Below are 16,267 nucleotides of genomic sequence, written 5' to 3'. Positions count from 1 at the left end.
TGCCGCAGCCTCGGCTGAGCGTGCTGCACCTGGGCGCCGATATCGAGCAGGGGCCGGCCACGGCGGCCGCGCCGCTGGCGCCGGCCGACCAGGCCCGTCTGCAGCAGCTGCGCGGTGCGCCGACCTTTTTGATGGTGGCCACCATCGAGCCGCGCAAAGGCCACCTGCAAACGCTGGCCGCCTTCGACCTGCTGTGGCAGGCCGGGGTGGAGGTCAATCTGGTGATCGTCGGCCACGAGGGCTGGACCGCGCTGCCGCCCCATGAACGGCGCACCATCCCGCGCATCGTCGAACGCCTGCAACAGCATGCGCAACGCGATCGCCAACTGTTCTGGCTGCGCGGCATCGACGACGCCCACCTGCAACAGGTGTATCAGGCCAGCACCTGTTTGCTGATGGCCAGCGAAGGCGAAGGCTACGGCCTGCCGCTGATCGAAGCGGCACGCTACGGCTTGCCGGTGCTGGCGCGCGACCTGCCCGTGTTCCGCGAGGTGGCGGAACAGCATGCGTATTACTTCGACGGCATGGACGCCGCCGATCTGGCGCGCGCGCTGCAGGACTGGCTGGCGCTGCACGCGCAACAGCGTCACCCGGCCTCGCAAGGCATGCGCTGGATGAGCTGGCGCGACAATGCGCAAGCGCTGCTGGCGCTGATCGGCGGCAAGGAGGCCGCGTAATCCCGCCCCAGCCGCACACGGCCGCCACCCCGGCGGCGGCGCCGCAGCTCAAGCAGAGCTGGACGCCGCGCCACCACGATATGCCAGCTGAGGCCGACAACGGCTGGGAATTCAGCACCGACCTGCTGGACGATGCCGCGCTGCCGCCGCATGGTGGCGGATGGCATCTACCGCCCTGACGCCGAACTCAGCACCTGCTCGGCATGGCTGGGGGCGATCTGGTTCACCTTCCAGATCTATTTCGATTGTTCCGGCTAAACCGACATGGCGATCGGTCTGGCGCGCATTATGGGCTTCCGCTTCCCGCTCAACGTCAACCGCCCCTAAGCGGCCGCCAGCATCACCGAGTTCCGGCAGTGCTGGCACACGACGCTGGCGCATTTCGTCCGCGACTACGGCTATATTCCGCTGGACGGTAACCGCAGCAGCCCGTGGCGTACCTATCGCAAACTGATGGTGGTGTTCGAGCTGGGTGCGCTGTGGCATGGCGCCGCCTACACCTTTCTGGCGTGGGCGTTGGCCACGGTCTGCTGCGGGAGCGCGCCGGCTGGCTGAAGCTGGACCGGCTGCGCCTCGGCAGCCTGCCGGTGCTTTACTGCCTGGCGCTGTTCCTGCTGTCCAGCATGGCCGTGGTGGAAGGCGGGTTCAACCCGTTTATTTACTTCCAGTTCCAGCCGGCTGCACCGGGCATAACTGGTAAGGATGATCGCTGCTGCCGACGGCCGCGCGGTACTTCAGGCAGTCGTCGGGATTGAAGCGCATGCCGTAGCGACCCAGCACTTCCTGTGCCGCCGGCCAGATCTTCTGATTATCGCCCTCGGCCTGCAGCATCACGTAGAACGGGCCACTGCGTTCAGCCATCATCGCCGCCGCTTTGGCCGCATAGGCCGGCGACTCAGGGAAACCACCGCCCAGCGCCACAAACGCCAGTGCGCGCGGGAACGACGGCACCAGCCAGCTCATCGGCGGATCGCCGTGCACGGTGAACACGATGTTCTGCGCCGGCGCCGGCAGCGGCGGCAGTTCTACAGTGGTGGCCTGGCGCGCCCAACTGGCGTGTCCCCAGGAGGCGCCAGACCAGCCGGCCACGGTGGCCAGCAGCAAGGCCCAGGCGGCCACCTGGCGGCCCACCGCCGGCGCCATCAGGCGCTGCGCCGCCAGCCACAGTGCCAGCGGCGCCAGCAACTCCAGCGGCACCAGATAACGGTAGATGCCGAACAGGTTCAGCCAGATCAGGTAGGCGATGCCGAAGAACAGCAGCAGCAGGCCGGCCGGCCGGGCCAGCGGCGCCGCCGGACGCTGGGCCAGGATGGCGTCGCGCAGCAGGCGCAGCGCCAGCGCTACGCCGGCCAGATACAGCATCGGCCAGATCAGCTGGGTGATGGGGATCTCGATCACGCGCTTCGGGTTGTACGTGAAGATGAACGGCCACAGCAGCTTTTCCTTGAGGCCTTGCGGAATCCAGCCGGTGTCGCCGATGCCGATGGTGGCCGCCAGCGGGCCCTTGAAGATATTGTTAAATTGCGGGAACAGCGGATTGCCGAAGGTCTGCCACATGCGCCAGTACCAGTGGCCGGCGCTCAGGCCGATGCCGGCCAGCGTGCCGAGACCAAACACCAGCGCCAGCCGGAACCGCAGCCAGAAGGTTGCCGGTACCCCCAGCAACGCCAGGCACAGCGCCAGCGCATACATGGCGTTGGTCAGCTTGAGGCCGGTGCCGAGGCCGGCCAGCAGGCCCGCCAGCGCCACCGCGCGCCAAGCCGCCGCCCCGCCCTGCATCAGCTGCGGCCAGGCACGCAGCAGCAGCAGCAAGGCGCCCAGCACGGTCAGGGCGATCAGGTTGTCGCCCATGGTATTGCCGATTTCAGAAATAAAGCCGGGACCGAGGCTACCGGCCAGCGCCAGCAGCAGCGCCGCGCGGTGCGACGCCGGCGGCATCAGCTGGCGGCCGATGGCTGCCAGCAGCACGAAGTTGAGGCCATGCAGCCAGCCCATCACAAAGCCGGCGGCCGGCGCCGGCAGCAGCGCGTTCAAGCCGTAGTACAGCAGGTCGATGGTCGGGTTGAAGTAGCTTTGCCACTGGCCTGGCGCCAGGTCATAGCCGATCTTGCCGTTCAGCAAGGCATAGGGGTTGTACAGGTGATAGTTGTGCAAGTCCCAGTTGTCATCCTGGCCGTACAACAGGGACAGGGCGCCGAATAGCAGCGGTATCAGCAGCAGCGCGCGCGCCAGTACGGCGGGCCGGTCCAGGCATTGCCAGGCCGCCGCGACGGCACGTTCAAAGGCAATCAGGGGGCGTTGTAGCAAATTCATGGGGCAGATTCAGGGACGTTTGAACACCAGCAAGCGGGCGCTGATGAAGTTAAGCGACATGCCGGCCAGCGAGCCGGCCGCCACCGCCAACAGCGGCGTCAGCGGCCAGGCCGGCAGGAAATGCACGGCCACGGCAGAAACAAGGTAGTTGACGGCGCCGCCGCCCAGCATGGCGCCGAGGTAGCGCCACCACTCCATCCAGCTGGCGGGCGGCACCGTGTCGGCGGCGAAAGTCCAGCGGCGGTTGACTTGCCAGGTGAAGTAGACGGCGCACAGGAAGGAGATCAGGCGCGCCAGGGAGAAATGCAGGCCGAGCGCCAGCCCGGCATAGCACACCAGCGTGTCGACGCCCAGGCCGCCAATACCGGCTAGGGCGAACAAGCCCAGGGCGTGGCGCGTCTTACGCACCGTGCTTGGCCGGCCCCGGCACCATCAGGTAAGCAAAGCGCTTCTGCTCGATGCGGCCCTTGGTGACGGTATCGAGAATCAGGCCACACGACAGCAGCACCACGCCGAACAGCGACAGGCCGGTGCACAGCACGGCGGTCGGCAGGCGCGGCACCAGGCCGGTTTGCACGAAGGTCTCGATCAGCGGCACCGCCAGCACGCCGGCGGCAGCCACGCACAGGGCAGCCAGCAGCGAGAAGAAGTGCAGCGGTTTTTCGTTCTTGAACAGCTTGGTGATCATCCACAGGATACGGATGCCGTCGCGGTAGGTGTTGAGCTTGCTGACCGAGCCTTCCGGACGGGCGCCATAGCGGGTGGCCACTTCCGCCACAGGCATGCGCAGTTCCAGCGCGTGCACGGTCAGCTCGGTTTCGGTCTCGAAGCCGGCCGCATGGGCGGCAAACGACTTGGCGTAGCGGCGCGAGAAGATGCGGTAGCCCGACAACATGTCGGTGAAGGTATTGCCGAACACCACGCTGACGCAGCCGGTCAGCAGCTTGTTGCCGAAGCGGTGGCCGAAGCGGTAGGCTTCCTGCTCGTCAGTGACGCGGGTGCCGACCACCATGTCCAGGCCCTCGGCCACCAGCTTTTCCGCCAGTTGCGGCGCCACGCTGGCGTCATAGGTATCGTCGCCGTCAACCATGATGTAGATGTCGGCGTCGACGTCAGCGAACATGCGGCGGATCACATTGCCCTTGCCCTGCAGCGGCACGCTACGCACGATGGCGCCGGCTTCGTTGGCCACGGCGATGGTGGCGTCGCTGGAATTGTTATCGAACACATAGACGGCGGCCTGCGGCAGGCAGGCATTGAAATCGCGGACGATATTGGCGATGGTCAGGGCTTCGTTATAGCACGGCACTATGACCGCAATCCGCTGGTTGCTGAGTATGTTCACGTTGGTAGAGTCGCTTAAAACTGCTTCAGGAATGGCCAGGCCAGTTGGCCGTGCCGCTTCTTGCATAGTTGGCAAGGCGGCACATTATACAACCAAAATTGCCGAGTACACATTCGACTTACAGCTGGTTACAGCGAACCACCTTTGGGCGCGCCGCCCAGCAGGAAGGCAAGTTTCGGCTTTGCCTTGCCGCTACTGGCCGCAGGCACATCGGGCGTCAGCGCGGTCTTGGCCGGCTCATATGGTTTCAGGAACCATGGATCGACTTTCTCGCGGCGTGGCGGACCGCCACCACCGAGGCTGCGCGGCGGACGTTCGCTGCGCTCGGCAGGACGACCGGCCGGGGCGCGGCCGATGTCTTCGGTGCGGCGCGGACGGCGTTCGCCCCGTTCGTCGGCAAAGCTCGGGGCCGGATTGAAACCTTCCGGCTCGGCGCGCTTGATGGTCTGCTTGATCAGTTTTTCGATATCGACCAGCAGGCGCTCGTCCTTGTCCGAATAGATCGAGATGGCGTCGCCCGAGGCGCCGGCGCGGCCGGTACGGCCGATGCGGTGCACATAGTCTTCGGCGTTGTACGGCAAATCGTAGTTGATCACGCACGGCAGGTCGGAGATGTCCAGGCCACGGGCGGCCACGTCGGTCGCCACCAGGATATCGATCTCGCCCTTCTTGAACGCGTCCAGCGCCGCCATGCGTTCCTGCTGCGTGCGGTCGCCGTGGATCGCCACCGCTTTCATGCCTTCGCGTTCCAGCTCGCGCGCCAGGCGCGAGGCGCCCAGCTTGGTGTTGGAGAAGATGATCACCTGCTTCAGCTCGCGCTGGCGCAGGATGTGCGCGGTCAGCGCGTGCTTCTGGTTCTCGGCGATCTTGTAGACTACCTGGGTCACCTTGTCGGCGGTCTGGTTGCTGCGCGCCACTTCAATGGTGATCGGGTCGGTCAGGAAGGTGTTGGCCAGCTTCTTGATTTCCGTCGAGAAGGTCGCCGAGAACATCAGGTTCTGGCGTTTCTTCGGCAGCAGGTTGATGATGCGCTGCAGGTCCGGCAGGAAGCCCATGTCCAGCATGCGGTCGGCTTCGTCCATGACCAGCATCTGCACCTGGCCCAGGCTGATGTTCTTTTGCTCCACGTGGTCCAGCAGACGGCCCGGGGTGGCGATGACGATTTCCACGCCGGCCTTCAGGATCACGGTCTGCGGCTTCATGTCCATGCCGCCGAACACCACGGTCGAGCGCAGCGGCGTGTGCTGGGCGTAGGCCTTGACGTTCTCGGCCACCTGCACCGCCAGTTCGCGGGTCGGCGTCAGGATCAGCGCGCGCACCGGGTGACGCGCCGGCGAGGTGCTGGTGCTGGCTTGCGCCAGCAGCATCTGGATGATCGGCAGCGAGAAGCTGGCGGTCTTGCCGGTACCGGTCTGGGCCGCGCCCATGACGTCGCGGCCTTGCAGCAGCACAGGGATAGCCTGGGCTTGAATCGGCGTCGGGTGCTCGTAACCCTGGTCGTTCAGCGCGCGCAGGATGTCGGGCGACAGGCCGAAATCGGCGAAACGAACGGGGGCGGCGGCAGCGACAGCGGCTTGCTCGGGGACGGTAGGGGTGGTGATCTCGGTATCGGACATATTCTGGACGGATGGTGAAGCGCCGTAAACTATACCCTAATTTTTGACAACTGCGCTAAAAACCAGCAGCTTTTATCACGAAACCCTTGCATCAATGGCATGTATAATAGCCAATCTGTCCAGAATTCACTGTGATCCCCCCATGTTAGCGCCCTACTCGGCCCTGCGCCGCCTGCTCTTCCTTTGCCTGTTGCTGGCGCTGAGCGCCGCGAGTGTCACCAGCGCCGCCCCCTCGCCGTCGTTGCGATTCAAGAAACTCGGCCCGCTGGCGGGCGACGAACCGTCGATGCTGTCGCTGATCCAGGACCGCAAGGGCTTCGTCTGGGTCGGCACCCACACGGACGGCCTGTACCGCTACAACGGCTACCAGGCGGTGAAGTACACCAACAATCCGGCCGATCCGGCCAGCCTGCCGCATGACCGCGTGTCGTCCATCTTCGAGGACCGCCAGGGCCGCATCTGGGCGGCGACCCAGAACGGCCTGGCGCGCTTCAATCCCGACACCAACAACTTCACCACGTTTACTTCCGACAAGGCGCCGAAGAACCACCGCATCGTCAAGAACATCATTTCCGACGGCAAGGACGGCCTGTGGATCGGCACCTGGGGCGGCCTGCAGCACTTCGATCCGCGCAGCGGCAAATTCGACGCCGTTTACGCGCATAGCGACGCCGATCCCGACAGCCTGGCCAGCAACGACCTCAACGCACTGGCGCTGGACGCGCAAGGCGGCGTGTGGATCGGCACCTGGCCCGGCGGCCTCGACTATTTGGCGCCCGGCGCCAAGACCTTCCGCCACCACCAGGTCGATCCGGCCACCAAGCCGGACGCGCGCGTCAACATCGTCCGCGCGCTGCAATTCGACACCACCGGCGCGTTGTGGATCGGCACCGAGTCCGGCATCATCCGCTGGGACGGCAAGGGCGACTGGGATACCCGCAAGGCCATCGTCTCGCCGTACAGCCGCATCACCAATTTCGGCCTCGACAACAAGGGCGTGCTGTGGGCCACCACGCTGTCGGCCGGGCTGCTGCGCTGGAACGAGGCCAACGAGGCGTTCGACCAGTTCGTGCACGCCGCCGACGATCCGTACAGCCTGCCCGGCGACAACCTGCGCGCGGTGATGCAGGACCGCAGCGGCATGCTGTGGATCGCCTCCTTCACCGACGGCATCGCCATGGCCAACCTGAGCAGCGAAGGCTTTACCCGTCACGTGCCGTTCCGCATCGACAGCCGCTCGGCGCCGGCCAGCAACGCGCTGCTGAGCCTGTCGCGCGCGCCGAACGGCAAGATGTGGTTGGGCGGGAATGTGGGCATGAGCTTATACGACCCGGCCACCAGCAAGGTGCTGCGCAGCTACCATGCCGACGACAAGGTGCCCGGCAAGCTGTCGCACTCGATCGTCTACAGCATGTACCAGGATGACGACGGCAAGGGGCCGCTGTGGCTGGGCACGTCCAACGGTCTGAACCGGCTGGACACGCCGGACAGCCCGTTCCAGGCCATCCACTTCGGCAACACCGCCAGCGACTACATCAACGCCATCGCGCCCGGCGCCGGCGGCATGCTGTGGCTGGCCACCGGCAACAGCCTGATCCGCTACGAGATCAAGACCGACATCCGCAAGATTTACTACAACGATCCGCAAGACCCGAGCTCGCGCAGCGTCAACGGCACCTCGGCGGTGCTGGAGGATCGCCAGGGCCGCGTGTGGGCCGGTTCGGAATGGAATGGCGGCGGCCTCGACCTGCTGGACCAGGCCAGCGGCAAGTTCCGCCACTACCGCCACTCCAACAAGGACGCCAACAGCCTCAGCGACGACAACATCGCCAGCCTGCATGAAGATGCGCAAGGCCGCATCTGGGTCGGCACCAGCAAGGGACTGAACCTGGTGGTGGTCAAGCCGGATGGCTCGATCACCTTCAAGTCCTATGCGGCCGCCATGCGCGCGCCGAAAATCCTGTCGATCCAGCACGACCACGAAGGCAAGATCTGGTGCAGCACCATCACCGGCCTGTACCGGCTGGAGCCGGACAGCGGCAAGGTCACGCACTTTACGGCGTCGGATGGCCTGACCGAAGGCTTTACCGTCAACTCGTCGGCGCTGGGCGCGGACGGCACGCTGTTCTTCGGCGGCGTGCACGGCATGACGGCGGTGACGCCGTCGAAGGTGAAGACCAGCTCGGTGCCGCCGCAGGTGGCGATTACCGACATCACCGTGTTCAACCATTCGCTGCAAAACGGCCAGCCGAGCGAGAACGTCAAGGCCGACGGTCCGGTGACGGCGCCGACCGCGCTGACCTTGTCATCGCAGGCCTCGGTGTTTGCGCTGGAGTTCGCCGCGCTGCACTACACCGAACCATCCGGCAACCGCTATTCGTATCAACTGCAAGGCTTCGACCGCGACTGGGTCGAGACCGACGCCGGCCACCGCACCGCCAGCTACACCAATCTGAATCCGGGCAAGTACATCTTCCGCGTCAAGGCAGCCAATCATCTGGGCGTATGGAACCAGGTGCCGGCCACGCTTAACATCACCATCACGCCGCCGTTCTGGCAGCGCTGGTGGTTCCGTTCCGGCCTGATGGCGCTGGTGGTCGGCTCGCTGGCGCTGGCGTACAAGGTGCGCATCACGCGCCTGACGCGTCATCAGGCCGAGCTGGAACAAACAGTGGCGGCGCGCACCGTGGAGCTGGAAGAATCCAACCGCAAGCTGGCCGCGCTCAGCACCACCGACGGCCTGACCGGCGTTAGCAACCGGCGCGGTTTCGACCTGGCGCTGGAAGCCGAATGGCGGCGCGCCGCGCGCACCGGCCAGACGCTGGCGCTGTCGATGCTGGACGTCGATTACTTCAAGAAATACAACGACCATTATGGCCACCTGGCCGGCGACGCCGCGCTGCGCACCGTGGCCGATCTGATCACCACCCACGGCCGCCGCACCACCGATCTGGTGGCGCGCTACGGCGGCGAAGAGTTCGCCTTGCTGGCGGCAGCCACCGATTCGGCCGATGCGTTTGGCGTGGCGCAGGATATCTGCGCCGAGCTGGCGCGGCGGGCGTTGCCGCACGAACAGTCGCCGTTTGGTATCATGACGATCAGTATCGGCGTGGCGGTGATGGTGCCGACCGACGACACCTCGCCGCAGGATCTGGTGCAACTGGCCGACCGGGCCCTGTATCGCGCCAAGGAAAAAGGACGCAACATGGCACTGCTGGCCATGCCGCCGATGTAGAGAAAAGTATGAGTATGGATGACCCGAAGCCGCAACCACCCACCCCGCCCGAACCGGGCGACTGCTGCCACAGCGGCTGCACTTACTGCGTAGACGACCTGTACCAGGAAGAACTGGACCGCTACCGCGAGGCGCTCAAGGCCTGGCAGGCGCGCCATCCGGAATAAGCCGGCGGCGCACCCGCGCCGTTATGCGCGTTGCCGACGGCGCGCGCTGAATGCCAGCAACAGCGCCGAGATCAGGAAGTAGAACGCGCCGAATCCCGCATAGCCCACCACCGTGGCCAGCGCCGGCGGTTCCGCCGTGTGCAGCGCCTGGAAGATGAAGGCGCCACCCGCCAGCGCCGACTGGCCGCCGCTCAGGATCATCGCCCACTGCGCGCCGTTGGTTTTCCAACGCCGCACGCCGGTGCCCAGCTGAAGCAGGCCCGCCAGAATCGCCCATGCGCCGAACACGCCCAGCACCGCCTGCATGCTTTGCAGCGACAGTCCGACCGCCAGCGCCGTCGCCAGGCTGACGCCGAAGTTGATGGCCTGGGTACGGTTGGCGGCCAGCCCGCCGTTACGGCCGGCGTCGATGAAATTGGCCACCGCGTCCCATGCCGGATAGGCGACCAGCAACACCGCGCCGATCAGCCACGATTGCTTGCCCACCGTCAGGGCCGCAATCACCCAGGCGATGGAAAACGCTGCACGCAGGGAGTAATACTGCTTGAGCCAGCTTTCTTGGTTGAGATTGTCATTCATGATGATTCCTTTATTTCTACCTACTAGTTGGTAGAATGATGGTTTTTAAAAAAGGGATGCCTGATCATTCCGGCACCCCTGCTTAGACTGCAGTCAACAAATCCAGTTGCGGTTTCATGATGGCGCCGAACATGGCCGGATCGCCATAAGCCCGCGCCGACAGCATGGCGCCATGTACCGACGCCATAAAGATTTCCGCCTCCACTTGCGGCGCGCGTGTCAGCTTCAGCACGCCCTGCTGCTGTCCCCGCTCCAGCGCGCGCGCCATCCACGCCGCCAGTGCGCGGAAGTGTGACCGGACTTCCAGCGCCACTTCTTCCGGCAGGATGGGCAGTTCGCTGGCCAGCAAGGCACAGACGCAAAACTGCGCGCTGGCATCGCCAATACAGGTTTCCCAGTACTGGATGTAGGCGCGCAGTTGCTGGGCCGGATCGGGCAAGCTGAGTTCCAGCTTTTCCAGTCCGTCCTTGGCGGCGGCACGGTACTGCTCCACCAGCGTCCGCACCAGATCCACCTTGCTGGGGAAATGGTGATGAATGCTGGCTTTGCGGATGCCAATCACTTCGGCTATGTCGGCATAGCTGAAGCCGTTGTATCCACCCGCTGCGATCAGCACCCGGGCGCTGCCGAGGATGTCTTCCGCTGTGTTGGATAATTTACTCATGCACTCATCCTACCTTCTAGTAGGATGAGAGTCAAGCGATTTAAAAGCCGGCGCATTGTCAGAGGCGCCGGCTGCTGGCCGCTACCCGGTCAGAACGCTTCCCACTCGTCGCCGCCGACGGTTTCCTTGACTGGCTTTTTCAGCGCCGGACGTGGCGCCGGCGCCTTGGCGCTGGCCACTACCGAGGCCGGTACGGCCGGCTTGCGCGGTGCCGCCGCACGCTTCACCGACGGAGCCGATTGCGACGTCGCCAGCAGCTTGAACACGCTGACCACTTCGCTCAGCTTGGCCGCCTGCTCCTGCATCGACTCCGCTGCCGCCGCCGCCTGCTCCACCAGCGCCGCATTCTGCTGCGTCACCTGGTCCATCTGCACAATCGCCGTATTCACCTGCTCGATGCCGGCGCTCTGCTCCACGCTGGCCGAGGTGATCTCGCTCATGATATCGGTCACGCGGGTGATGCTGGTGACGATCTCGTTCATGGTCTCGCCTGCCTGGTTGACCAGCACCGAGCCGGCCTCCACCTTGTCCACCGAATCGCTGATCAGCAGCTTGATGTCCTTGGCCGCCGCCGCCGAACGATGCGCCAGGTTGCGCACCTCGCTCGCCACCACCGCAAAGCCGCGCCCCTGCTCGCCGGCGCGGGCCGCTTCCACTGCCGCGTTCAGCGCCAGAATGTTGGTCTGGAACGCAATCCCGTCAATCACCGAAATAATGTCGACAATCTTGCGCGACGATTCATTGATCGAGGCCATGGTGCCGACCACCTGCCCCACCACATCGCCGCCCTTCATGGCGATGCCGGAAGCCGACTGCGCCAGCTGGTTGGCCTGGCGCGCATTGTCGGCGTTCTGCTTGACGGTGCTGGTCAACTCTTCCATCGACGACGCCGTCTCTTCCAGCGAACTGGCCTGCTCCTCGGTGCGCGACGATAAGTCCTGGTTGCCGCTGGCAATCTCCGACGACGCCGTAGCGATGGTATCCGTGCCGTTACGAACCTGGCTGACCAGACTCTGCAAATTGCCGGTCATGTCCTTCAGCGCCTGCATCAGCTGGCCCGTCTCGCAGGCGCTCTTGACGTCGATGGAACGGGTCAGGTCGCCATCAGCCACATCGCGCGCCAGCGACACCGCTTCCTGCAAGGGCGTGGCGACAATGCGCGCCACCCACATCGCCAGCACCATGCCGATGCCAATGTTCAGCACCAGCAGCACAATCGAGGTGATGCGGGCATTTTGATAGGTGGCCGAGGCGGCCTCACTGGCGACATCGCCGCCGTCCACGTTTAGCTTGACCAGCTTGTTGACGTTGTCGGTAATGATGGTCAGCGCCTGCGCCGAGCTGTTGGACGACAAGGTGCGCGCCTCGGCCTTCTTGCCGGCGCGCGACATCTCGATCATCTTGCCGTGGTCAGCCAGAAACGCCGTCACCCCCTTGTCAAACTCGGTGGCAATGGCTTTTTCTTCCGGGCTGGAAATCAGCTTTTCGTAGTTGTCGCGGTGTTGTTTGAGGAGGGCCAGCGACTTGTCGAGACGCTGTTCATAATCGGCCATGGCGGCCGGGTCCTCGTTGAGCAGATGCGCCAGTTCCCAGCGCCGCACTTCGCCGACGTCGGTGCGCAGGTCCATCACCGCGCGCACACTGGGCATCCAGTTTTCGGCCAGGTCGGTCGAAGCCTGATTGACGCGATCCATCGACACCATGTTGCTGATGCCAAGCACCAAGGTCAATATCAGCACGGCGCCAAAAGAAACGAACAGTTTTGTGGCTATTTTCAGATCGTAAAACCATTTCATGGCCCATCTCCTCATAGCGGCTTCTGGCTATCCAGTATGCAACTATGTGCAGCGCCATGCCAGCGCCACGCTGTGCTTGTGTTTTCCGTGCAACAACGTGGCGCTGGACTTGCTTACAGCTTGCCGTTCAGGGTCAGGAAGAACTGACGTGGCGCGCCGGTCAGCAGCGTTTGCGCGGTGCCGTTTGGATCGCTAGCCTGGAAGCCATTGGTGCCGATGGTGCTGATGTACTGCTTGTCGAACAGATTAGTCACGTTCAATTGCAGCGACAGTTCCTTGGCCCAGCCCAGCGACTTCAGCTTGTAGCCAGCCGACAGGTTGGCCAGCCAGAAGGCGTCCACACCCTGGTCGTTCAGGTAGGTGTAGTAGCGCTTGCCGGTGTACTTGGCGCCCAGGCGGGCAAACACCGGACCGCCTTCATACGACACTTCGGTGTTGAACAGCTGGCGTGGTGCATTCACGACGGTTTTGCCGCTGACTGCGACCAGCGTGGTGCCGTCCATGTAGTTCGACTTGTACTTGGAATCGTTGTAGGTGTAGGAGTTGAACCAGCTGAATTCGCGGTTGAACTTCCACACGGCGACGGCTTCCGCACCCTTGGTGTCGACCTTGCCGACGTTGACGAAGGTCGATGGGCAACCGACGATACCGGCGCAAGTCGCCACGCTCAGCTGACGGTCGTCAAAGCGCGCGCTGTACACCGCCACCGAACCTTGCAGGCTGGCGCGTTTGAAGCGATAGCCGAGGTCGATATTGGTCGAGGTTTCCGGTTTCAGGCTGCCGACGCCGGCGTTGTAGGCGGCTTGCGTTTGCGAGAACGGACCGCTGACGCCCGGCTGGTGCGCGCGCATGTTTTTCGATGCCGAACCGAACACTTCGTCGTCGCTGGTCAGCGCGTAGTTGAAGCCGGCTTGCGGCAGGAATTTCTTGTTGGCGTCCAGGTCGCCGGCGGCACGGGTGCCGACGATGTTGGTGGCCTTGATGTCGACGTCCAGCGCCTTGAAGCCGGCGTTGATTTTCAGCTTGTTGTCCATCAGCGCCAGCGAGTCTTGCAGGTAGTACTGCGAGGTGGTGGTGATGAAGTTCTGCTTCCAGTCGGTGGCGAACGGATTGGTCAGGTAGAACATGGTGTCGGCCGGACCGGTCACGCCGTAGTAGTTGCGGCTGGCGGTGTGATTGCTGCGCTCGCCCCACAGGCCGGCGGTGACGGTGTGGTCGCCGATTTCCCAGCTCAGGTCGCTGGTGACGCCGTCGCGGTTGATGGTGTACTCGGTGGTGCGCAGCGAGATCGGGTTGGCGGCATTGGTCGCCACGTATGGCGTGTACCAGTGGCCCTGGCCCTTGTTGTCGTGGTGGTAGATGGTGGTCTTCAGATCCACGCCCTGGGTCAGGTGCAGGTCCAGCGTCAGGCCGCCGATGGTGTCCTTGCGCAGGCCGCCGGCCGAGTAGTAAGCATCGTCCAGGCTGGTGACGCCGCCGGTGAACACGCCCTTGGCGGCATTGACTGCCCGCTGCCAGTCAGGCTGGTAGTTGTCCCAGTTGTAGCCGAGGCGACGGACCATTTCCAGCGACATATCCTGGTAGTCGATTTCCTTGCGGTCCGAGTAGTTCAGGAAGCCGGTCAGGCTGTTGTCACCGAAGTTGAAGACGAAGCGCGAGTTCCACTGATCCTGGTCCTGGCCGCCGTCGCCTTTCCATTTGTCGGTGCGCTGGCGGGTGCCGCTCAGGAAGGCTTTGAAGACGCCGTTGATCAGGCCGGTGTCGACGCGGGCGAAGGTGCGCGAGGTCGAATCGCTGCCCACAGTTTGCGAGAAGGTCAGGCCGCGCTCATCGGTTGGGGCCAGCGTGAAGAACTGTACCGTGCCGCCCAGGTTGCTCGACGATGCGGTACCCAGCGAACCGGCGCCTTGCGACACCGACACGCTGCCGATGTTTTCCGACGAGATGGCGCGGCTGATGTGCAGGCCGTTGTTGTTACCGTAGCTCATGTCGCCCAGCGGCACGCCGTCCAGCGTGTAGCCCAGCTGGTTCTGGTTGAAGCCGCGGATGCTGAAGCTGGTCGACCATTCGTAGGCGCCGAATGGGTCGGCCGACTGGAAGTTCACGCCTGGCAGCTTGTCCAGCACTTTCAGCGGGCTGGTGCCCGGCAACACTTCGGCCAGGTCGGTCTTGTTGATGTTTTGCACTTGACGCGACTGGCCGCGGCCGGTGATTTCCACCGTTTGCACAGGACCGGCCATGGCGCCGGCAGCAGCGCTGTCATCGGCGGCGGCATCGGCAACATCGGCAGTACCAGCATAAGCCTGGCAAGCCAGCGCTTGCAGGACGACCAGACACAAAGGTTTCAGAGGGAAGCGCTGTGACATGAGAATTGTTCTTTCTTGCTAGAGGGATGGATAGTCAACTGGCAAGATTGTAGGAAGCGCATGTGACCAAGCGATGACGCCGGCGTGACATCTTGATGACACAGCAACACTTGTTCACGCAGTCTCAGTACGGCTGCGCACGGAAGCGCCACCCGCGCCGCCCTAGCATGGAGCAAACAGGAGACAACATGGACACAGACGTACCCGCGCAGGCGCCCGACGCCGCCGCGCCACCGCCGGCTGCAAAGGGAGCCGCCAAGGGCTGGCTCAGCAAGCTCGGCCCCGGCCTGATCACCGGCGCCGCCGACGACGACCCGAGCGGCATCGCCACCTATTCGCAAGCCGGCGCGCAGTTCGGCTACGGCATGGTGTGGACGCTGATCCTGACCTATCCACTGATGGTCGGCATCCAGGCCATCAGCGCGCAGATCGGCCGCGTCAGCGGGCACGGCCTGGCGACCAATATCCGCCGCCATTTCCCGGCCTGGCTGCTGTACGCGCTGGTCGGGCTGCTGCTGCTGGCCAACACCATCAATATCGCTGCCGACGTCGCTGCCATGGGCCAGGCCGCCAGCATGGTGCTGGGCGGCGGCGCGCACTGGTATGCGGCCGGCGCCGGCGTGCTGTCGGCGGTGCTGCAAGTGATGCTGCCCTACCGCAGCTACGTGCGCGTGCTCAAATGGCTGACGCTGGCGCTGCTGGCCTATGTGGTCACCGCGCTCACGCTCAAGCTGCCATGGTTGCAGATCCTGCATGCCGCCGTGCTGCCGCCGCTGGCCTGGAACAAGGACTACATCACCACCGTGGTGGCCATCTTCGGCACCACCATCAGCCCGTATCTGTTCTTCTGGCAGGCCTCGCAGGAGGTGGAGGATTTGCGCGCCGATCCGGACGCGCAGCCGCTCAAGCGCGCCCACGACCAAGCCGCCGGGCAGCTGATGCGCATCAAGATCGATACCTTCACCGGCATGGGCTTTTCCAACCTGGTGGCGATGTGCATCATGCTGACCACGGCCGCCACGCTCGGCGCACACGGCATCACCCACATCAGCTCGTCGGCGCAGGCGGCCGAAGCGCTGCGGCCGATCGCCGGCGACTTCGCGTTTGCGCTGTTCAGCATGGGCATTATCGGCACCGGCCTGCTGGCGGTACCGGTGCTGGCCGGCTCGGCCGCCTACGCCATCGCCGGCGCCATGCGCTGGAAGAACAGCCTGGAGCTGCAACTGGCCGGCGCGCGCAAGTTCTACGCCATCATCATCGGCGCCACGCTGGTGGGCACGGCGCTGTGCTTCACCCACATCGATCCGATCCAGGCGCTGTTCTGGAGCGCGGTGCTGAACGGCGTGATCGCGGTGCCGGTGATGGTGGTGGTCATGCTGCTGGCCTCGCGGTCTTCCGTCATGGGCAAGCTGGTGATTTCACGCCGGCTGCGCGTGCTGGGCTGGCTGTGCACCGGCGTGATGGCAGTCGCTGTAGTGGCGATGTTCAGCACGCTGGGGTAAGCTGGCG

At 64.5% G+C, this 16,267-nt stretch carries 14 protein-coding genes; 6 read left to right on the top strand and 8 right to left on the bottom strand.

The window, feature by feature from the left end; all coding sequences use genetic code 11:
- The 3 genes from GTP69_RS28550 to GTP69_RS28545 form a co-directional block, all read left to right on the top strand.
- Positions 1–677, top strand: a 677-nt coding sequence (locus GTP69_RS28550) for a glycosyltransferase (protein WP_161058037.1), incomplete at its 5' end; no start/stop codon positions are given.
- 132 nt (positions 678–809) lie between these two features.
- Positions 810–935 carry a hypothetical protein gene (locus GTP69_RS31630; RefSeq protein ID WP_267874635.1) on the top strand — a complete coding sequence of 42 codons (126 nt, stop codon included), beginning with the start codon at positions 810–812 and terminating at the stop codon, positions 933–935.
- 81 nt (positions 936–1,016) lie between these two features.
- Positions 1,017–1,232 carry an MBOAT family O-acyltransferase gene (locus GTP69_RS28545; protein ID WP_161058042.1) on the top strand — a complete coding sequence of 72 codons (216 nt, stop codon included), beginning with the start codon at positions 1,017–1,019 and terminating at the stop codon, positions 1,230–1,232.
- A 99-nt stretch (positions 1,233–1,331) separates the two neighbouring features.
- Here GTP69_RS28545 and GTP69_RS28540 read toward each other — a convergent pair whose 3' ends face one another.
- The 4 genes from GTP69_RS28540 to GTP69_RS28525 form a co-directional block, all read right to left on the bottom strand.
- Positions 1,332–2,990, bottom strand: coding sequence for a glycosyltransferase 87 family protein (locus GTP69_RS28540; RefSeq protein ID WP_161058036.1), 1,659 nt, complete (start codon positions 2,988–2,990; stop codon positions 1,332–1,334).
- 9 nt (positions 2,991–2,999) lie between these two features.
- A complete protein-coding gene (locus GTP69_RS28535) occupies positions 3,000–3,398 on the bottom strand; it encodes a GtrA family protein (RefSeq protein WP_371868176.1) in 399 nt (132 codons plus the stop codon).
- On the bottom strand, positions 3,391–4,335 hold the full coding sequence (locus GTP69_RS28530; RefSeq protein ID WP_371868175.1) for a glycosyltransferase family 2 protein: 945 nt from the start codon (positions 4,333–4,335) through the stop codon (positions 3,391–3,393). Before GTP69_RS28530 ends, GTP69_RS28535 begins: the two co-directional genes overlap by 8 nt.
- A 128-nt stretch (positions 4,336–4,463) precedes the next feature.
- Positions 4,464–5,951, bottom strand: coding sequence for a DEAD/DEAH box helicase (locus GTP69_RS28525; protein ID WP_161058035.1), 1,488 nt, complete (start codon positions 5,949–5,951; stop codon positions 4,464–4,466).
- A gap of 142 nt (positions 5,952–6,093) precedes the next feature.
- Between GTP69_RS28525 and GTP69_RS28520 the strand changes: the two genes are divergently transcribed.
- Together GTP69_RS28520 and GTP69_RS28515 are read left to right on the top strand one after the other, a co-directional pair.
- Entirely contained in the window at positions 6,094–9,186 is a 3,093-nt protein-coding gene (locus GTP69_RS28520) for a ligand-binding sensor domain-containing diguanylate cyclase (RefSeq protein WP_161058034.1), read from the top strand.
- A gap of 8 nt (positions 9,187–9,194) precedes the next feature.
- A complete protein-coding gene (locus GTP69_RS28515) occupies positions 9,195–9,353 on the top strand; it encodes an oxidoreductase-like domain-containing protein (RefSeq protein ID WP_110845059.1) in 159 nt (52 codons plus the stop codon).
- Positions 9,354–9,374: 21 nt separating this feature from the next.
- On the opposite strand, the gene GTP69_RS28510 is transcribed toward GTP69_RS28515, so the two are convergent.
- The 4 genes from GTP69_RS28510 to GTP69_RS28495 all read right to left on the bottom strand — a co-directional run bounded on the left by GTP69_RS28510 (position 9,375) and on the right by GTP69_RS28495 (position 14,758).
- Positions 9,375–9,932, bottom strand: coding sequence for a DUF308 domain-containing protein (locus GTP69_RS28510; protein ID WP_161058033.1), 558 nt, complete (start codon positions 9,930–9,932; stop codon positions 9,375–9,377).
- Positions 9,933–10,014: 82 nt separating this feature from the next.
- Complete coding sequence (locus GTP69_RS28505; protein WP_161058032.1) at positions 10,015–10,596, bottom strand: TetR/AcrR family transcriptional regulator; 582 nt, start codon at positions 10,594–10,596, stop codon at positions 10,015–10,017.
- Positions 10,597–10,685: 89 nt separating this feature from the next.
- The gene (locus GTP69_RS28500) at positions 10,686–12,392 is read right to left on the bottom strand and encodes a methyl-accepting chemotaxis protein (protein WP_161058031.1); all 1,707 of its coding nucleotides are present in this window, start codon (positions 12,390–12,392) and stop codon (positions 10,686–10,688) included.
- A gap of 113 nt (positions 12,393–12,505) precedes the next feature.
- Positions 12,506–14,758, bottom strand: coding sequence for a TonB-dependent receptor (locus GTP69_RS28495; RefSeq protein ID WP_161058030.1), 2,253 nt, complete (start codon positions 14,756–14,758; stop codon positions 12,506–12,508).
- A gap of 188 nt (positions 14,759–14,946) precedes the next feature.
- On the opposite strand from GTP69_RS28495, the gene GTP69_RS28490 reads away from it, so the two are divergent.
- On the top strand, positions 14,947–16,260 hold the full coding sequence (locus GTP69_RS28490; RefSeq protein WP_161058029.1) for an NRAMP family divalent metal transporter: 1,314 nt from the start codon (positions 14,947–14,949) through the stop codon (positions 16,258–16,260).
- Positions 16,261–16,267 lie beyond the last annotated feature (7 nt).

Origin of the sequence: Duganella levis, assembly GCF_009857605.1 — a bacterium.
GTDB lineage: Bacteria > Pseudomonadota > Gammaproteobacteria > Burkholderiales > Burkholderiaceae_D > Rugamonas > Rugamonas levis.
Note: the sequence above shows the minus strand (reverse complement) of the source record. Positions and strands in the feature narration are given on the sequence as shown.